The sequence below is a fragment of the Streptomyces sp. NBC_01635 genome (genome assembly GCF_045209715.1).
GTDB lineage: Bacteria > Actinomycetota > Actinomycetes > Streptomycetales > Streptomycetaceae > Streptomyces > Streptomyces hirsutus.
Map to the genome: position 1 here is coordinate 5419216 of NZ_CP109277.1, position 15504 is coordinate 5434719.

Consider the following 15504-nt stretch of genomic DNA (forward strand, 5'->3'; position numbering starts at 1 on the left):
CCCCCGCTCGGGCCCGGCCCCAGCCCGCTCGGCGGGGGACTACCCCACATGGCCCTGGCGCCCGCACGACCCGGCCGTGGAGACTCGGACCCATGCAGAAGCTCTCCCTCGACGCCCTCGCCCGCGAGCACCTGGAACGCGCCGCCGCCTCCTCCACCGGCCGCAGCGCGAGCACGGTCTACGGCGGCCACGAGCACACCCTGCGCCAGACCCTCCTCGCGCTGACCTCCGGCACCTCCCTCGCCGAGCACGAGAACCCCGGCGAGGCGACCCTGCTGGTGCTGCGCGGCCGGGTCCGCCTCACCAGCGGCGACACCGCGTGGGAGGGCAGAGACGGCGACCTGATCATCATCCCGCCGGCCCGGCACGCCCTGGAGGCCCTGGAGGACGCGGCCGTACTCCTCACCGTCGCCAAGCAGACCTGAGGGACGAGACCGAGGACCGGACCCTCCCCGCCACGAGGTCGCACCGAACAATGGGACGATGTCGGCGCAGGCGATCGAACCGTGAACGGGGAAGGGCGGCGTCATGGCCCGCTACATGGAGGCGCTGACCGTCGAGCGCGGCGGTTTCCGGATCAAGGTGCCGGAGTCCTGGTGGGAGTTCGACGTCCGGCCGGAGTCGCGGGACGACTCGATCCACCGGATGGTCACTGAACGCCTGCGTCAGCACCCGGAGTTGGAACCGCACCGGGACACGTACACCACGTTCCTGCGGAAGGCCGCCGCGGACGCCTGGAAGTCGGGCGCGCTGTACTGCGGCTGCATGGCCGAGAGCTTCGGCGGGGACACCCCGATCACCGGCTCGGTGACGGTGTCCCTGGTCGGCGGCCGTACGAGCGGGGGCGACCCGCTCCCCACCGACCCGGCCGCCATCGCCGCCCAACTCGCCGTCAAGGAAGCCGGGAAGCCGGGCGACTCCTGGCGCAAGGTGACCACCGTCGACATCCCGGGCGTCGGCCCGGCGGCACGGACGTACGGCATCGAGGACATCCCCGTACCCGGCGACGAACTCCACCGCACCGTCCGCGCGGTGCTGACGCAGACCTTCATCCCGGTCCCCGGCCAGGAGGGCAAGGTCGCCCTGGTGGCCGGCAGCAGCCAGGTCCTCGACCTCGCGGACTCCTTCTTCGACATCTTCGACGCGATCACGTCGACGTTCCGCTTCACCGACTGAGCCGCGCGTCCCGACCTGACCTTTCCCTCGAACTGCTGTGCCTTGTAAGTTCACGTGTGCATACGGTGGTTGATGATGTGCGCGTGACGGGGGTTGCGGAATGGCGGGCCACAGGCCGACGGACTGGCATGCCCTTGACCTGGACAAGGACCCCACCCCCGGCGACCCGGAGCGGGTGCGCAGACTCGCCAAGGTCCTGCACGACTTCGCCGACGACGTCTCCGAGGCCCTGCGCCTGGTGAAGGGCATGGCCGGCGAGAGCACGCTGGCGGAGTGGGCCGGCAAGTCGGCCACCGTCTTCAAGGAGGAGTTCTCCGGCGTCCCGAAGAACCTGCGGAAGCTGGAGAAGTCCTACGGGATGTGCGGCGACGCGCTCGCCGCCTACTGGCCGAAGCTGGAGCGGGCCCAGGCGCTGGCGGATCGGGCGCTGGCCAAGGCCCGCGAGGCCCGCGCGGACCTCACAACAGCCCAGTCCCGTCTGTCGTCGGCGGAGTCGTGGGTGGGCCGGGCGGCGAAGGAGGCCGACCAGTACAAGGACGACCCCACCGGCAGCAAGTCGGACGCGGACAAGCCGGACGAGGCCAAGGTGCGGGCCGCGACGAGGGACGTGCGCAACGCGAAGTCCGCCGAGACCTCGGCCCGCGCGGACGTCTCGGACGCGCAGGACGCGCTGGCCGCGGCGAAGAAGATGGCCGCCGACGCGCGGAAGATGCGCGAGGAGGCCGCCCGCGAGGCCAAGGGCAAGATCGACGAGGCCTCGGACGCCGGTATCCAGAACCGGTCGGTGTGGGGGGAGATCGGTGACTGGTTCACCGACAACTGGGACACCATCGTCGCCGCCTGCAAGGTCGTCGTCGCGGTCGTCGGCATCGTCGCCCTGATCATCGGCGGCCCGATCCTGGGCGCGATCGTCCTGATCGCGGCCCTCGTCGTCCTCGCGGACACGCTCTACAAATACTCCAAGGGACAGGCGTCGCTATGGGATGTGGGCCTGGCGGCGCTGGACTGCATACCCGGAATGAAAGGCCTGACCACCCTTGGAGCGTTGGCGAAGGGGGCGAAGGGCCTCGGGAAGATGGGCCTCAAAGGCATGGCCAAGGGGCTGGGGAAGGGACTGCGACGCGAGGCCGATGACGCCGTCGGCAAGGGCAAGCCGACGGGCGGTCGCTGCAAGGGCGGTGATCCGATCGACTTGGTGTCCGGCGAGATGCTCATGGAGCACACCGACGTGGAGCTGCCGGGTCTCCTCCCGCTGATTCTTCGTCGGACCCACCTTTCGACGTATGCCTCGGGACAGTCGTTCGGACCCTCTTGGGCGTCCACGCTGGACGAGCGCCTGGAACTGGACAGCGAAGGTGCAATTTTCGCTTCGGAAGACGGGATGGTGCTCTTCTATCCGGTTCCCGCGCCCGGTAGATCCACGTTGCCTCTGGAGGGGCCTCGTTGGCCCCTCGACTGGGACGGCAGGGCCGGCGCCCCTCTGCGGATCACCGACCCGGCCACGGGCCTGAGCCGGTATTTCGCCGCGGCTCCCCGTCCTCCTGCCCCCGCTGAGGTATTCACGCTCCCTCTCGCCTCCCTCTCGGACCGCAACGGACACCGCATCGTCATCGACCGGGATGATTACGGCACGCCTGTGGCCGTCCGTCACTCCGGCGGGTATCACGTGCACGTCGACACGGATGACGGACGTGTCGTTCGCTTGAGGCTGCGGGATCCGGAAGCCGGCCCCGATGGAGTGACCCTGCTCCGGTACGGCTATGACGGTGACGGCAACCTGAGCGAGGTTCGCAACTCCAGCGACCTGCCGTTCCGGATGACCTACGACTCCCGGGCACGGATCACGTCCTGGACCGACCGAAACGGGTCCTGGTTCCGATACACCTACGACGGCTTGGACCGGTGCATACGAGGGGAGGGCGTCGACGGCATCCTCAGCTGCACGATCACGTATGACACGGAAGACCGGGAAACCCACTACACCAATTCGCTCGGCCGTACGACGATTCACCGATACAACGAACTCCTCCAGCGAACCGAAGTCGTCGATGCCCTGGGCCGTAGCGTCCGCACCGCGTGGGACCGGTACGACAGGCCGGTGTCCCGCACCGATGCGCTGGGCCGTACCACCACCTACGACTACGACGAACGCGGCAATCTGGTGTCGGTCACCCGCCCCGACGGCCATCGCACCACGGCGCAATACAACCATCTGGATCTGCCGGTCCGAGTGGTCGAGGCGGACGGCGCCGTCTGGGAACAGTCCTTCGACGCGCGCGGCAACCGCCTGGAGATCACGGACCCCACAGGCAGCTCTCGCCGCTACAGCTACGACGAACAGGGACGACCGACGGCTGTGACCGATGCCCTCGGGCACGTGAGCCGCACGGAATGCAATGCGGCCGGCCTCCCGGTCGGACACGCCGACGCCCTCGGGCACACCACCCGTGCCGAACGAGACGCCTTCGGACGTGTCATCGCCGTCGTCGACGCTGAGGGCGGCGTCGAGCGGATGGGCTGGACCGTCGAGGGGTATCCGGCCTGGCGCGTCACCACGGACGGCGGCAGGGAGAGCTGGGAGTGGGACGGGGAGGGCAACCTCCTCGCCCACCTGGACCTGACGGGCAGCCGGTCCTCGGTCAGGACCGCGCACTTCCGTCAGCCGGTCGCCCGCACTGACGGCAACGGCCGCGAGCACTGGTTCACCTACGACACGGAGCTGAACCTCACCGGGGTGACCAACTCTCAGGGTCGGATCTGGGAGTACGGCTACGACCCGCTGAATCGCCTGGTGGCGGAGACGGACTTCGAAGGACGCACGCTCACCTACGCGTACGACAGCGCCGGACGACTCGTCGGCAGCACGAACGGCGCCGGTGAGGTGACCACCCTCACCAGGGACGAGATGGGTCGAGTCGTCGCGCAACAAGCCGGCGACCGGCTCAGCCGCTACACATTCGACCCGGTCGGTCGACTCCGCCACGCCGAATGCGACGACAGCACTCTGGAGTGCGCGTACGACGTTGCCGGGCGCCTCGTCCGCGAGGTGCTCGACGGTGCTGAGACCAGCTACTCCTACGACATCATGGGTCGCCGAACCGAGCGGCGCACGCCTGGCGGAATCGTCTCCACCTGGACCTATGACGCCATCGGCCGTCCGACGACCCTCGATTCGGCCGGTCGCACGGTGACCTTCGCCTTCGACGCGCTCGGCCGGGAGAGAACGAGGGCATGGGGAGGCTTCGCCGAGCTCACTCATGCGTGGGACCACCGGGGGCGCCTCGCCGAGCAGCGCTTGCACGGTTTCGACTCCCATGGCGGACGCACCCTCCTCCAGGAACGTGCGTACACGCACCGGGCGGACGGAGTGCTGTCCGGAATCAGCGAACTCACCACGGGCAGCCGGACCTTCGAACTCGACATCGTCGGTCAGGTCACAGCGGTGCGGGGGCGCGACCGGACCGAGAGCTATGCGTATGACGAGCTGGGAAACCTCGAGCAGTCGGTGACGCCCGGTTCCGGCGACAGCCCGGTGGCACGGGAGTACCTGGGCAACCGGCTGCTGCGCTCGGGGCGCACACGGTACGAGTACGACGGGCAGGGGCGGCCCGTCCGCACAGTGAAGAGGCTCCTCAACGGGCAGAAACGGGTGTCCGCCTTCACCTGGGATGCCCAGGACCGGCTCACCGCGGTGCTCACACCGGAGGGGGAGCGCTGGAGCTACCGGTACGACCCCACTGGACGTCGCTGCGCCAAGGTCCGTGTCGGACCCCAGGGGGAGGTGGCCGAGGAGACCCGGTTCACGTGGGACGGCAACCGCGTAGCCGAGCAGATCGACGGTGAGGGGAGAACAACCTCCTGGGACTACTTCTCCGGCACCTATCGCCCGCTGACGCAGATCCATCAGGAGGCGGGCGGTGTCCGGTTCCACGGCGTGGTCACGGACAACGTGGGAGCCCCGACAGAACTCGTCGATGAGGAAGGCGCGTTGGTATGGCACCGTAGGTCCGAGTTGTGGGGGCGGGACCCGGAACGGGACCTCGACGGGGGAGTCACCAGTGGTGAAGTCGACTGTCCTTTGCGCTTCCCCGGCCAGTACGCCGATGCCGAGACCGGTTGGCACTACAACTTCGCCCGGTACTACGACCCGGAAAACGGTCGCTACCTCACACCTGACCCTCTTGGTCTGGCTCCGCAGCCGAACCACTACGGGTACGTTCCCAACCCGTTGTTCTTCATCGACCCGCTCGGCCTCGCGCGCATGCGTAACAAAAAGGGCCAGTATGCGAAGGACCCGGATGCCCCTGAGACCCGGCACAACCGTTCTTCGGAGTATCCGCACACTTACTGGGACTCGACGCATGAGGACATGGTCACCCGATTCACGGACGAAGGCCGTAATGCGGGGGGATGGCCCATTGACCCGAAGACCAGGCAAAGAATACCCAGGGATCAGCTCACGTGGCGCAACAGTGCCGGAGAAATAGTGGATGCGGATTCGAAGGTTCTCACCTACGATCACAATCCTCGTGTTGTTGAGCACTGGAATAGCGTCGGATATAACACTGATTATGCAACACGTGAGGCTTGGTACAATGACACGACCGATATGGAGCCCATGAGTCGGGCGGACAATGGCCGTGACGGGGCGAAAGCACCTGAATATCGTCAGGATACTGGAACCAATTACAAGTGCAGGGGCGCTTAGGGGAGGCTTGCATGAATCCGGCCGATGTCATTTCGGGATTTCCCGGAGTTACTGTGTTCGAGGGGGTCCCGGATGCCTGGCACTGGTCGCCGGCGCCGGGACTGGACTTCGCGGCAGCCCTGAGTCCGGATGGGGAGCACCTCTTCCAGGTGAACGCTCGGGACACCTACGATCAGGAACTCGTAGGCGCACTGCTCGTCGCAGCGCGGGAAAACAGTTCGAGACTGCTCACCGACGGTGTGCCGCTGAGCACGTTGCCCGGGTTCCGTCACCCCGGCCGAGGGTTTGAGGTCGTTGCGGCCGCGCGTCCCGGAATTCACCGGTACCACGAAGTCCAGCAGCCAGAGCTGCAGAAGGCCACGTGGGCGGTGTTCCCCGGCTATGAGTGCGAGTTCGCCGAACCCGCGCGCTACTTCGGTGACGACGCGCGGAAGAGTTTTATCAAGTTCCTCAACCCGGCAGATCTCGACAGGGGGCCGAATCCCTTCTTGAGGATGTGGTGGAACAATACCGTGACCAAGGCGGGAACTGAGGAACCCGGCGGGATCCTGGCCGCAACGTCGACGTTGTATCGAGAGCTCGAGCTCCTGGAAGGAGCCCAGGGAAGTTTTGTTCGTTATGAAAACTTCCGGGGAGAGATCTACCACGTGGAATGGGATGCGCGGCGAGATGCTCTGACCCTCCAGGGAACTTCCGGCGGCGGTGAACCTCGCGATATCGAGTCCGCTGCCCTGCTTTCCTTCGCCGAAAACTCCCTGCGATGAGTGGCGCTCGGCTACGCGTCACCGATGAAGACGGTGTGAGCTGGGAAGACCCCTCGGAACAGCAGATTCAGCGCCTGTATGCCGGACTCAACCTGCGTCGCCGTTTCCTCGTCCTGGAGAGACTTGACGTTCGCCCTTCGGAATCAGGGGAGCATTACCTTCAAGTCCGGCTCAACGACGATCTGACCGTCGAGATCGAGTACCGGGACGGAAGCGCTGCCGCGCACTACCGCGCTGGGGTCGATGTGCCGTCCGACCAAGGGGGGAGCGAGATCGTCGAGCCCGTGCTGCTCGGATGGGCGGCGGAGCGTGCGGACTGGCGTGCCCGGCTCCCGTGGACGCGGTGGGACGTGATGCGGGAGTGCCCGTGGGACGAGAACTCCACGATTGACGAGGAATGACCCTGGGGCCGGCTGGAGAGGGGGGAGTCGGCGCCGGTCCGGACCGACGGAGCGGCAGGGGACGATCATGTCCTCGGCCGCCCGACGCCATCCCGTCCACCGGGACTCCCCCGGAGCGGCCCACGAGGCGATTGATCCCGGTTCCGTGCTCCCACGGCTGCCTCACATACGCGAGTGGTCCGTTGAACAATTCTTCGCCATCGTCACCGACCTCGTCGGTACCCCGACCGGGCTCGCCTCCGGGGGCGGCGCCTTCGCCTGGCGCTCGGACGCCACGCTCTGGGGCCTCACCGTGTCCGGTACGAGCGCGACGGCTCATACGCCGCTCCGTTTTCCCGAGCGGTACTTCGACTTTCCCGAGCGGTACTTCGACCCGGAGACAGGGCTTCCCTGCAACTGCTTTCGGCGTGACGACCCGGTGACGGCGGCCTGTATCAGCCCCGATGCCTCGGGAATGGGTGCGCACCCTTCTCGCCCGGCTACGGCGGGAACCGCGCAGCATCGGCCGCCGGGTCGAGGGTGAGCTCGCCACCGGTGCGCCGGGGCCTGGCGCGGTCTGGACGGCGTGATGACGGCTGACCGCTCTCGCGGGCCTCTCGCGGCCCACCGCTTGATGCCGAGCCTGGGGGACTTCCGGACCCTGTCCCTGGAGGAGTACGCACACCGGAAGCTGATCCGCGGGCCGCGCGCCGGGGGCCTTGCGGACCCGCCGGATTCGTTCAGGAGATCTTGGGCGCCGACCTGGAGGCCCGCCTGATCTGGTCGGAGGACCGGGCTCTCACGCCGCATCCCGAGCCATGGGGCTTCTGACGCGTGACGTGTCGTCCGGGTGCGGTGCCTCCCAGCAGCCGGTACTCGGCGGCTGTGGTTTGACCCCCGTCACCCCCGGGGTATTCTCTCCGGCCCGATTGGCCAGGCCGCTGCCCGCTGTGGCAGACTAGCGGGGTTGCTCGGTCGAGTGCCGATGCTGCGCGCCTCCCGTCGGGGGGACCGGAAGCGAGTCCCACAGTACTCGTCGTCCCATGCATTACATCGAGAGATGTAGGGGCGGACGTACGGGAATCTTCCGGGAAGTGTCAGCGGGGTGCAGACCAGGCGCCCGGTGGGCCTCTCGCCCCCGCCCGCGGTTCCGGAAGGGCCCGCACTCCCATGCAGGGAAGTTCCGACAAGGGACATTCATGTCGACGGGAGCGCGACACGCCCGACCGCGTGGGTCGGAGGAGGGGAGGGTGAGTGACAGAGCGGGCAAACCATCGGGTTCCAGAGCGTTACTAGAGACAGGACTACGAAGTAGCCATGGCGGGACAGAAGATCCGCATCCGGCTCAAGGCCTACGACCACGAGGTCATCGACTCCTCGGCGAAGAAGATCGTCGAGACGGTGACGCGTACTGGTGCGTCGGTCGCGGGCCCGGTGCCGCTTCCCACTGAGAAGAACGTGTACTGCGTCATCAAGTCGCCGCACAAGTACAAGGACTCGCGCGAGCACTTCGAGATGCGCACGCACAAGCGCCTCATCGACATCCTCGACCCGACCCCCAAGACCGTTGACTCCCTGATGCGACTCGACCTCCCGGCCGGTGTCGACATCGAGATCAAGCTCTGAGGGCCGGTGATCTGAGAGATGACCAAGCAGATCAAGGGCATCCTGGGCGAGAAGCTCGGCATGACGCAGGTGTGGGACGAGAACAACCGCGTTGTTCCCGTCACCGTCCTCAAGGCCGGGCCCAATGTCGTCACCCAGGTCCGTACGAACGACGCCGACGGCTACGAGTCCGTCCAGATCGCGTTCGGTGAGATCGACCCGCGCAAGGTGAACAAGCCCCTCAAGGGCCACTTCGCCAAGGCCGACGTCACCCCCCGTCGTCACCTCGTCGAGATCCGCACCGCGGACGCCTCCGAGTACACGCTGGGCCAGGAAGTCACTGCCGAGGTGTTCGAGGCCGGCGTGAAGGTCGACGTCACCGCGAAGAGCAAGGGCAAGGGCTTCAGTGGCGTCATGAAGCGCCACAACTTCAAGGGCAACAACTCCTCGCACGGTGCCAAGCGCGTGCACCGCATGCCCGGTTCCATCGGCGGCTGCGCCACCCCGGGTCGTGTGTTCAAGGGCCAGCGCATGGCGGGCCGCATGGGCAACGAGCGGGTCACCACCCAGAACCTGACCGTCCACGCCGTTGACGCGGAGAAGGGTCTGCTGCTCATCAAGGGCGCGGTTCCCGGTCCGAACGGCGGCCTCGTCCTGGTCCGCACCGCGGCCAAGGGGGCCTGAGGTAACCGATGAGCACTGTTGACATCCTTTCGCCTGCCGGCGAGAAGACCGGAAGCGTCGAGCTCCCCGCGGAGATCTTCGGCGTGGAGAAGATCAGCATCCCGCTGATCCACCAGGTCGTCGTCGCGCAGAACGCCGCTGCCCGCCAGGGCACGCACAAGACCAAGCGTCGCGGTGAAGTCCGTGGTGGCGGCAAGAAGCCGTACCGCCAGAAGGGCACCGGCCGCGCCCGTCAGGGCTCGACCCGTGCGCCGCAGTTCGCCGGCGGTGGCATCGTCCACGGCCCGCAGCCGCGCGACTACTCGCAGCGGACCCCGAAGAAGATGAAGGCCGCGGCCCTGCGCCACGCCCTCACCGACCGGGCCCGCCACGACCGCATTCACGTCGTCACCGGCGTGATCGAGGGCGAGAACCCCTCCACGAAGGCAGCCAAGACGCTGTTCGGCAAGATCTCGGAGCGCAAGCACCTGCTCCTGGTCGTCGACCGCGCCGACGAGGCCGCGTGGCTCTCCGCCCGCAACCTGCCCCAGGTCCACATCCTGGAGCCGGGCCAGCTGAACACGTACGACGTTCTCGTCTCGGACGACGTGGTCTTCACCAAGACCGCTTTCGAGTCCTTCGTCGCCGGCCCGAACAAGGCCAACGACAACGAAGGGAGCGAGGTCTGATGGCAGTCCGTCACCCCTCCATCGCCTCCAAGGCGGCGAAGAAGGCCAAGGCCGCGCGCGTCGCCAAGGCGCACCGCCACGCCACCGAGGGCAAGAACACCGTCGTCACCCCGGCGAGCAAGGCGTACACGGACCCCCGTGACGTCCTGATCAAGCCGGTCGTGTCGGAGAAGAGCTACGCGCTCATCGACGAGAACAAGTACACGTTCATCGTCGCTCCGGGCTCCAACAAGACGGAGATCAAGGAGGCCGTGCAGGCGGTCTTCTCGGTCAAGGTCACCGGGGTCAACACGATCAACCGCCAGGGCAAGCGCAAGCGCACCCGCACCGGCTTCGGCCAGCGCGCGGGCACCAAGCGCGCGATCGTGACCCTTGCCGAGGGCGACCGTATCGACATCTTCGGCGGTCCGACCTCCTGACGGAGGTTCGGATCGTCCGGAATCGGACGAGGACTGAGAAATGGGAATCCGCAAGTACAAGCCGACTACGCCGGGCCGTCGTGGCTCCAGCGTCGCCGACTTCGTCGAGGTCACGCGGTCCACGCCGGAGAAGTCGCTGGTCCGTCCCCTGCACAGCAAGGGCGGCCGTAACAACTCAGGTCGTGTGACCGTTCGCCACCAGGGTGGCGGACACAAGCGCGCCTACCGCGTGATCGACTTCCGTCGTCACGACAAGGACGGCGTGCCGGCGAAGGTCGCGCACATCGAGTACGACCCCAACCGCACCGCGCGCATCGCGCTGCTGCACTACGCCGACGGCGAGAAGCGCTACATCCTCGCCCCGCGCAACCTGCAGCAGGGCGACCGCGTCGAGAACGGTCCCGGGGCCGACATCAAGCCGGGCAACAACCTCGCCCTGCGCAACATCCCGGTCGGTACGACGCTGCACGCCATCGAGCTGCGTCCCGGCGGCGGCGCCAAGTTCGCCCGCTCCGCCGGCGCCTCGGTGCAGCTGCTCGCGAAGGAGGGCACCATGGCCCACCTGCGCATGCCGTCCGGCGAGATCCGCCTGGTCGACGCCCGCTGCCGCGCCACCGTCGGCGAGGTCGGCAACGCCGAGCAGAGCAACATCAACTGGGGCAAGGCCGGGCGCAAGCGCTGGCTGGGCGTCCGCCCGACCGTGCGTGGTGTGGTCATGAACCCGGTTGACCACCCGCACGGTGGTGGTGAGGGCCGTACCTCCGGTGGTCGCCACCCGGTGTCCCCGTGGGGTCAGAAGGAAGGCCGTACTCGTTCGCCCAAGAAGGCGTCGAACAAGTACATCGTCCGCCGCCGCAAGACGAACAAGAAGCGCTAGGAGCGGGTTTAGATGCCGCGTAGTCTCAAGAAGGGGCCCTTCGTCGACGACCACCTGATCAAGAAGGTGGATGTCCAGAACGAAGCCGGCACCAAGAACGTCATCAAGACCTGGTCCCGTCGCTCGATGATCGTCCCGGCCATGCTCGGCCACACGATCGCGGTGCACAACGGCAAGACCCACATTCCGGTGTTTGTCACCGAGTCGATGGTCGGCCACAAGCTCGGCGAGTTCTCGCCGACGCGCACCTTCCGGGGTCACGTCAAGGACGACCGGAAGTCGAAGCGCCGCTAAATGCGGGGTGGAATGACCATGACAGACACTGGAAGGACAACCATGGAAGCCAGGGCCCAGGCGCGGTACATCCGCGTTACGCCCATGAAGGCCCGCCGAGTGGTGGACCTTATCCGTGGCATGGATGCCACGGAGGCTCAGGCGGTCCTGCGTTTCGCCCCGCAGGCCGCGAGCGTGCCGGTCGGCAAGGTGCTGGACAGCGCCATTGCCAACGCCGCGCACAACTACGACCACACCGACGCCGACAGCCTCGTCATCTCCGAGGCGTACGTCGACGAGGGCCCGACCCTTAAGCGGTTCCGGCCGCGTGCCCAGGGCCGCGCCTACCGGATCCGCAAGCGGACCAGCCACATCACCGTGGTCGTCAGCAGCAAGGAAGGAACCCGGTAATGGGCCAGAAGGTTAACCCGCATGGGTTCCGGCTCGGCATCACCACCGACTTCAAGTCGCGCTGGTACGCCGACAAGCTGTACAAGGACTACGTCAAGGAAGACGTCGCCATCCGTCGGATGATGACGTCCGGCATGGAGCGCGCCGGCATCTCGAAGGTGGAGATCGAGCGCACCCGTGACCGTGTGCGGGTGGACATCCACACCGCGCGTCCGGGCATCGTCATCGGCCGCCGTGGCGCCGAGGCCGACCGCATCCGCGGCGACCTCGAGAAGCTCACGGGCAAGCAGGTCCAGCTGAACATCCTCGAGGTCAAGAACCCCGAGACCGACGCTCAGCTGGTTGCCCAGGCCGTTGCCGAGCAGCTCTCCTCCCGCGTCTCCTTCCGCCGTGCCATGCGCAAGAGCATGCAGTCGGCGATGAAGGCCGGCGCCAAGGGCATCAAGATCCAGTGCGGTGGCCGCCTCGGCGGCGCCGAGATGTCCCGCTCGGAGTTCTACCGCGAGGGCCGTGTGCCCCTGCACACGCTCCGCGCGAACGTGGACTACGGCTTCTTCGAGGCCAAGACGACCTTCGGCCGCATCGGTGTGAAGGTCTGGATCTACAAGGGCGACGTCAAGAACATCGCCGAGGTCCGCGCCGAGAACGCCGCTGCCCGCGCCGGCAACCGCCCGGCCCGTGGTGGCGCTGACCGCCCGGCCCGTGGTGGCCGCGGTGGCGAGCGTGGCGGTCGCGGTCGCAAGCCGCAGCAGGCTCCCGCTGCCGAGGCCCCCAAGGCCGAGGCTCCGGCTGCCGCTCCGGCTGAGAGCACCGGAACGGAGGCCTGACCGACATGCTGATCCCCCGTAGGGTCAAGCACCGCAAGCAGCACCACCCGAAGCGCCGTGGTCAGGCCAAGGGCGGTACGACGGTCGCGTTCGGCGAGTACGGCATTCAGGCCCTCACGCCGGCGTACGTGACCAACCGCCAGATCGAGGCGGCCCGTATCGCCATGACCCGCCACATCAAGCGTGGCGGCAAGGTCTGGATCAACATCTACCCGGACCGTCCCCTGACGAAGAAGCCTGCCGAGACCCGCATGGGTTCCGGTAAGGGTTCTCCGGAGTGGTGGATCGCGAACGTGCACCCGGGTCGGGTCATGTTCGAGCTGTCCTACCCCAACGAGAAGATCGCCCGTGAGGCGCTGACTCGTGCGGCCCACAAGCTGCCGATGAAGTGCCGGATCGTCAAGCGCGAGGCAGGTGAAGCGTGATGTCGGCCGGTACCAAGGCGTCCGAGCTGCGCGAACTGGGTGACGAGGAGCTTCTGGCGAAGCTCCGCGAAGCCAAGGAAGAGCTGTTCAACCTCCGCTTCCAGGCGGCGACCGGACAGCTCGAGAACCACGGTCGGCTGAAGGCCGTCCGCAAGGACATCGCGCGGATCTACACCCTGATGCGCGAGCGCGAGCTGGGCATCGAAACGGTGGAGAACGCCTGATGAGCGAGAACAACGTGACTGAGACGAACACCGAGGCCCGAAGCTTCCGCAAGACCCGCGAGGGCATCGTCGTCAGCGACAAGATGGACAAGACCGTCGTCGTCGCCGTCGAGGACCGCAAGAAGCACGCGCTGTACGGGAAGGTCATCCGCAGCACGAGCAAGCTCCAGGCCCACGACGAGCAGAACTCGGCCGGCGTCGGCGACCGTGTCCTCCTGATGGAGACCCGGCCGATGTCCGCGACCAAGCGCTGGCGCATCGTCGAGGTCCTCGAGAAGGCCAAGTAGGTAATTCCCGCAAGGGAATTCCGACAAGTACGCCTGCGAGGCACCCCCCGCAGGACAGTTCCGCCAGGCTCCGGGGGCCGTTCGCTCAAGCAGATGAGCGGCCCCCGGGGAACCGGCAGACAAACAGGAGATAGACGTGATCCAGCAGGAGTCGCGACTGCGCGTCGCCGACAACACGGGAGCGAAGGAAATCCTTTGCATCCGTGTGCTCGGTGGCTCCGGTCGCCGCTACGCGGGCATCGGTGACGTGATCGTCGCCACCGTCAAGGACGCGATCCCCGGTGGCAACGTGAAGAAGGGTGACGTCATCAAGGCGGTCATCGTTCGCACCGTCAAGGAGCGCCGCCGTCCGGACGGCTCGTACATCCGCTTCGACGAGAACGCCGCCGTCATTCTGAAGAACGACGGCGACCCCCGTGGCACCCGTATCTTCGGCCCGGTCGGCCGAGAGCTGCGCGAGAAGAAGTTCATGAAGATCATCTCCCTCGCGCCGGAGGTGCTGTGAGCATGAAGATCAAGAAGGGTGACCTGGTCCAGGTCGTCACCGGCAAGGACAAGGGCAAGCAGGGCAAGGTCATTGCCGCTTACCCGAGCGAGGACCGTGTCCTGGTCGAGGGCGTCAACCGGGTCAAGAAGCACACCAAGGCCGCCCCGACCGCCCGCGGTTCGCAGGCCGGCGGGATCGTGACCACCGAGGCCCCGGTCCACGTCTCCAACGTCCAGCTGGTCGTGGAGAAGGACGGCCAGAAGGTCGTCACGCGCGTCGGTTACCGCTTCGACGACGAGGGCAACAAGATCCGCGTTGCCAAGCGGACGGGCGAGGACATCTGATGACGACCACCACCACTCCGCGTCTGAAGACGAAGTACCGCGAGGAGATCGCGGGCAAGCTGCGTGAGGAGTTCTCCTACGAGAACGTCATGCAGGTTCCCGGCCTCGTCAAGATCGTGGTCAACATGGGTGTGGGCGACGCCGCCCGCGACTCGAAGTTGATGGACGGCGCCGTGCGCGACCTCACCACGATCACCGGTCAGAAGCCGGCCGTCACCAAGGCCCGCAAGTCCATCGCGCAGTTCAAGCTGCGTGAGGGTCAGCCGATCGGTGCCCACGTCACCCTCCGTGGCGACCGCATGTGGGAGTTCCTGGACCGCACCCTGTCGCTCGCGCTGCCGCGCATCCGCGACTTCCGTGGTCTGTCCCCCAAGCAGTTCGACGGCCGTGGCAACTACACCTTCGGTCTCACGGAGCAGGTCATGTTCCACGAGATCGACCAGGACAAGATCGACCGTGTCCGGGGTATGGACATCACCGTGGTCACCACGGCGACCAACGACGAAGAGGGCCGTGCCCTTCTCCGTCACCTCGGCTTCCCGTTCAAGGAGGCGTGAGCGAGATGGCGAAGAAGGCTCTCATCGCGAAGGCTGCTCGCAAGCCCAAGTTCGGAGTGCGCGGCTACACCCGCTGCCAGCGCTGCGGTCGTCCGCACTCCGTGTACCGCAAGTTCGGCCTGTGCCGCGTGTGCCTTCGTGAGATGGCTCACCGTGGCGAGCTGCCGGGCGTGACCAAGAGTTCCTGGTAATCCGGCCAGTTCCGGACTCCCAGGGCTCTCGGTAAGCAAGGGGAACGGCAGGAGGCCTGCTCCGCATGGCTTAGGCTTGCGGGGTTGGGCACCTGCCGTGCCCGGACGCACGCGGGCTCTGCCCGCTAATGTTTGCTTACTACGCCGTAGGTCCACCGCGCCGCACCCGTCCCGTCTCGGATCGGGGAGAGGGATGG

General features: G+C 67.0%; 20 protein-coding genes. All 20 read left to right on the plus strand.

What is annotated here, in order from left to right:
- Positions 1-92 precede the first annotated feature (92 nt).
- The 20 genes from OHB56_RS25350 (at position 93) to OHB56_RS25445 (ending at position 15307) form a co-directional block, all read left to right on the plus strand.
- Entirely contained in the window at positions 93-425 is a 333-nt protein-coding gene (locus tag OHB56_RS25350) for a cupin domain-containing protein (protein WP_326754265.1), read from the plus strand.
- A 103-nt stretch (positions 426-528) separates the two neighbouring features.
- Entirely contained in the window at positions 529-1176 is a 648-nt protein-coding gene (locus OHB56_RS25355) for a hypothetical protein (protein WP_326754266.1), read from the plus strand.
- Positions 1177-1276: 100 nt separating this feature from the next.
- Positions 1277-5884 carry an RHS repeat-associated core domain-containing protein gene (locus OHB56_RS25360; RefSeq protein WP_406355798.1) on the plus strand — a complete coding sequence of 1536 codons (4608 nt, stop codon included), beginning with the start codon at positions 1277-1279 and terminating at the stop codon, positions 5882-5884.
- Between the two features lie 11 nt (positions 5885-5895).
- The gene (locus OHB56_RS25365) at positions 5896-6648 is read left to right on the plus strand and encodes a hypothetical protein (RefSeq protein ID WP_326754268.1); all 753 of its coding nucleotides are present in this window, start codon (positions 5896-5898) and stop codon (positions 6646-6648) included.
- 35 nt (positions 6649-6683) lie between these two features.
- Complete coding sequence (locus OHB56_RS25370) at positions 6684-7049, plus strand: hypothetical protein (RefSeq protein ID WP_406355799.1); 366 nt, start codon at positions 6684-6686, stop codon at positions 7047-7049.
- 1296 nt (positions 7050-8345) lie between these two features.
- The gene (rpsJ, locus tag OHB56_RS25375; RefSeq protein ID WP_003948644.1) at positions 8346-8654 is read left to right on the plus strand and encodes a 30S ribosomal protein S10; all 309 of its coding nucleotides are present in this window, start codon (positions 8346-8348) and stop codon (positions 8652-8654) included.
- A gap of 18 nt (positions 8655-8672) precedes the next feature.
- Positions 8673-9317: a 50S ribosomal protein L3 gene (gene rplC, locus OHB56_RS25380; protein WP_326754270.1), complete on the plus strand. Its 645-nt coding sequence runs from the start codon at positions 8673-8675 to the stop codon at positions 9315-9317.
- Between the two features lie 8 nt (positions 9318-9325).
- Entirely contained in the window at positions 9326-9985 is a 660-nt protein-coding gene (rplD, locus tag OHB56_RS25385; protein WP_055592167.1) for a 50S ribosomal protein L4, read from the plus strand.
- The gene (rplW, locus tag OHB56_RS25390) at positions 9985-10404 is read left to right on the plus strand and encodes a 50S ribosomal protein L23 (protein ID WP_326754271.1); all 420 of its coding nucleotides are present in this window, start codon (positions 9985-9987) and stop codon (positions 10402-10404) included. Before rplD ends, rplW begins: the two co-directional genes overlap by 1 nt.
- Positions 10405-10444: 40 nt before the next feature.
- Positions 10445-11281 carry a 50S ribosomal protein L2 gene (gene rplB, locus OHB56_RS25395; RefSeq protein WP_055628342.1) on the plus strand — a complete coding sequence of 279 codons (837 nt, stop codon included), beginning with the start codon at positions 10445-10447 and terminating at the stop codon, positions 11279-11281.
- Positions 11282-11293: 12 nt separating this feature from the next.
- Positions 11294-11575 (plus strand): 30S ribosomal protein S19, encoded by a 282-nt coding sequence (gene rpsS / locus OHB56_RS25400; RefSeq protein WP_003948639.1) that lies wholly within the window; start codon positions 11294-11296, stop codon positions 11573-11575.
- A gap of 42 nt (positions 11576-11617) precedes the next feature.
- Entirely contained in the window at positions 11618-11965 is a 348-nt protein-coding gene (rplV, locus tag OHB56_RS25405) for a 50S ribosomal protein L22 (protein WP_030619142.1), read from the plus strand.
- Entirely contained in the window at positions 11965-12792 is an 828-nt protein-coding gene (rpsC, locus tag OHB56_RS25410; RefSeq protein WP_010986347.1) for a 30S ribosomal protein S3, read from the plus strand. The genes rplV and rpsC overlap by 1 nt, the downstream gene beginning before the upstream one ends.
- Before the next feature lie 5 nt (positions 12793-12797).
- A complete protein-coding gene (rplP, locus tag OHB56_RS25415) occupies positions 12798-13217 on the plus strand; it encodes a 50S ribosomal protein L16 (protein WP_004927269.1) in 420 nt (139 codons plus the stop codon).
- Entirely contained in the window at positions 13217-13441 is a 225-nt protein-coding gene (rpmC, locus tag OHB56_RS25420) for a 50S ribosomal protein L29 (protein WP_030831683.1), read from the plus strand. Before rplP ends, rpmC begins: the two co-directional genes overlap by 1 nt.
- Positions 13441-13728: a 30S ribosomal protein S17 gene (gene rpsQ / locus OHB56_RS25425; protein WP_326754272.1), complete on the plus strand. Its 288-nt coding sequence runs from the start codon at positions 13441-13443 to the stop codon at positions 13726-13728. The genes rpmC and rpsQ overlap by 1 nt, the downstream gene beginning before the upstream one ends.
- 136 nt (positions 13729-13864) lie before the next feature.
- Positions 13865-14233, plus strand: a complete 369-nt coding sequence (gene rplN, locus OHB56_RS25430; protein ID WP_003992364.1) for a 50S ribosomal protein L14 — start codon at positions 13865-13867, stop codon at positions 14231-14233.
- A 2-nt stretch (positions 14234-14235) separates the two neighbouring features.
- Entirely contained in the window at positions 14236-14559 is a 324-nt protein-coding gene (rplX, locus tag OHB56_RS25435; RefSeq protein ID WP_326754273.1) for a 50S ribosomal protein L24, read from the plus strand.
- The gene (rplE, locus tag OHB56_RS25440; protein WP_055605692.1) at positions 14559-15116 is read left to right on the plus strand and encodes a 50S ribosomal protein L5; all 558 of its coding nucleotides are present in this window, start codon (positions 14559-14561) and stop codon (positions 15114-15116) included. The genes rplX and rplE overlap by 1 nt, the downstream gene beginning before the upstream one ends.
- A 5-nt stretch (positions 15117-15121) precedes the next feature.
- Positions 15122-15307 (plus strand): type Z 30S ribosomal protein S14, encoded by a 186-nt coding sequence (locus OHB56_RS25445; RefSeq protein ID WP_003948630.1) that lies wholly within the window; start codon positions 15122-15124, stop codon positions 15305-15307.
- The last annotated feature ends 197 nt before the right edge of the window (positions 15308-15504 follow it).

Coding starts and splice junctions, on each gene's coding strand:
- OHB56_RS25350 (WP_326754265.1), top strand. CDS start 93: ATGCAGAAGCTCTCCCTCGACGCCCTCGCCCGCGAGCACCTGGAACGC.
- OHB56_RS25355 (WP_326754266.1), top strand. CDS start 529: ATGGCCCGCTACATGGAGGCGCTGACCGTCGAGCGCGGCGGTTTCCGG.
- OHB56_RS25360 (WP_406355798.1), top strand. CDS start 1,277: ATGGCGGGCCACAGGCCGACGGACTGGCATGCCCTTGACCTGGACAAG.
- OHB56_RS25365 (WP_326754268.1), top strand. CDS start 5,896: ATGAATCCGGCCGATGTCATTTCGGGATTTCCCGGAGTTACTGTGTTC.
- rpsJ (WP_003948644.1), top strand. CDS start 8,346: ATGGCGGGACAGAAGATCCGCATCCGGCTCAAGGCCTACGACCACGAG.
- rplC (WP_326754270.1), top strand. CDS start 8,673: ATGACCAAGCAGATCAAGGGCATCCTGGGCGAGAAGCTCGGCATGACG.
- rplD (WP_055592167.1), top strand. CDS start 9,326: ATGAGCACTGTTGACATCCTTTCGCCTGCCGGCGAGAAGACCGGAAGC.
- rplW (WP_326754271.1), top strand. CDS start 9,985: ATGGCAGTCCGTCACCCCTCCATCGCCTCCAAGGCGGCGAAGAAGGCC.
- rplB (WP_055628342.1), top strand. CDS start 10,445: ATGGGAATCCGCAAGTACAAGCCGACTACGCCGGGCCGTCGTGGCTCC.
- rpsS (WP_003948639.1), top strand. CDS start 11,294: ATGCCGCGTAGTCTCAAGAAGGGGCCCTTCGTCGACGACCACCTGATC.
- rplV (WP_030619142.1), top strand. CDS start 11,618: ATGGAAGCCAGGGCCCAGGCGCGGTACATCCGCGTTACGCCCATGAAG.
- rpsC (WP_010986347.1), top strand. CDS start 11,965: ATGGGCCAGAAGGTTAACCCGCATGGGTTCCGGCTCGGCATCACCACC.
- rplP (WP_004927269.1), top strand. CDS start 12,798: ATGCTGATCCCCCGTAGGGTCAAGCACCGCAAGCAGCACCACCCGAAG.
- rpmC (WP_030831683.1), top strand. CDS start 13,217: ATGTCGGCCGGTACCAAGGCGTCCGAGCTGCGCGAACTGGGTGACGAG.
- rpsQ (WP_326754272.1), top strand. CDS start 13,441: ATGAGCGAGAACAACGTGACTGAGACGAACACCGAGGCCCGAAGCTTC.
- rplX (WP_326754273.1), top strand. CDS start 14,236: ATGAAGATCAAGAAGGGTGACCTGGTCCAGGTCGTCACCGGCAAGGAC.
- rplE (WP_055605692.1), top strand. CDS start 14,559: ATGACGACCACCACCACTCCGCGTCTGAAGACGAAGTACCGCGAGGAG.
- OHB56_RS25445 (WP_003948630.1), top strand. CDS start 15,122: ATGGCGAAGAAGGCTCTCATCGCGAAGGCTGCTCGCAAGCCCAAGTTC.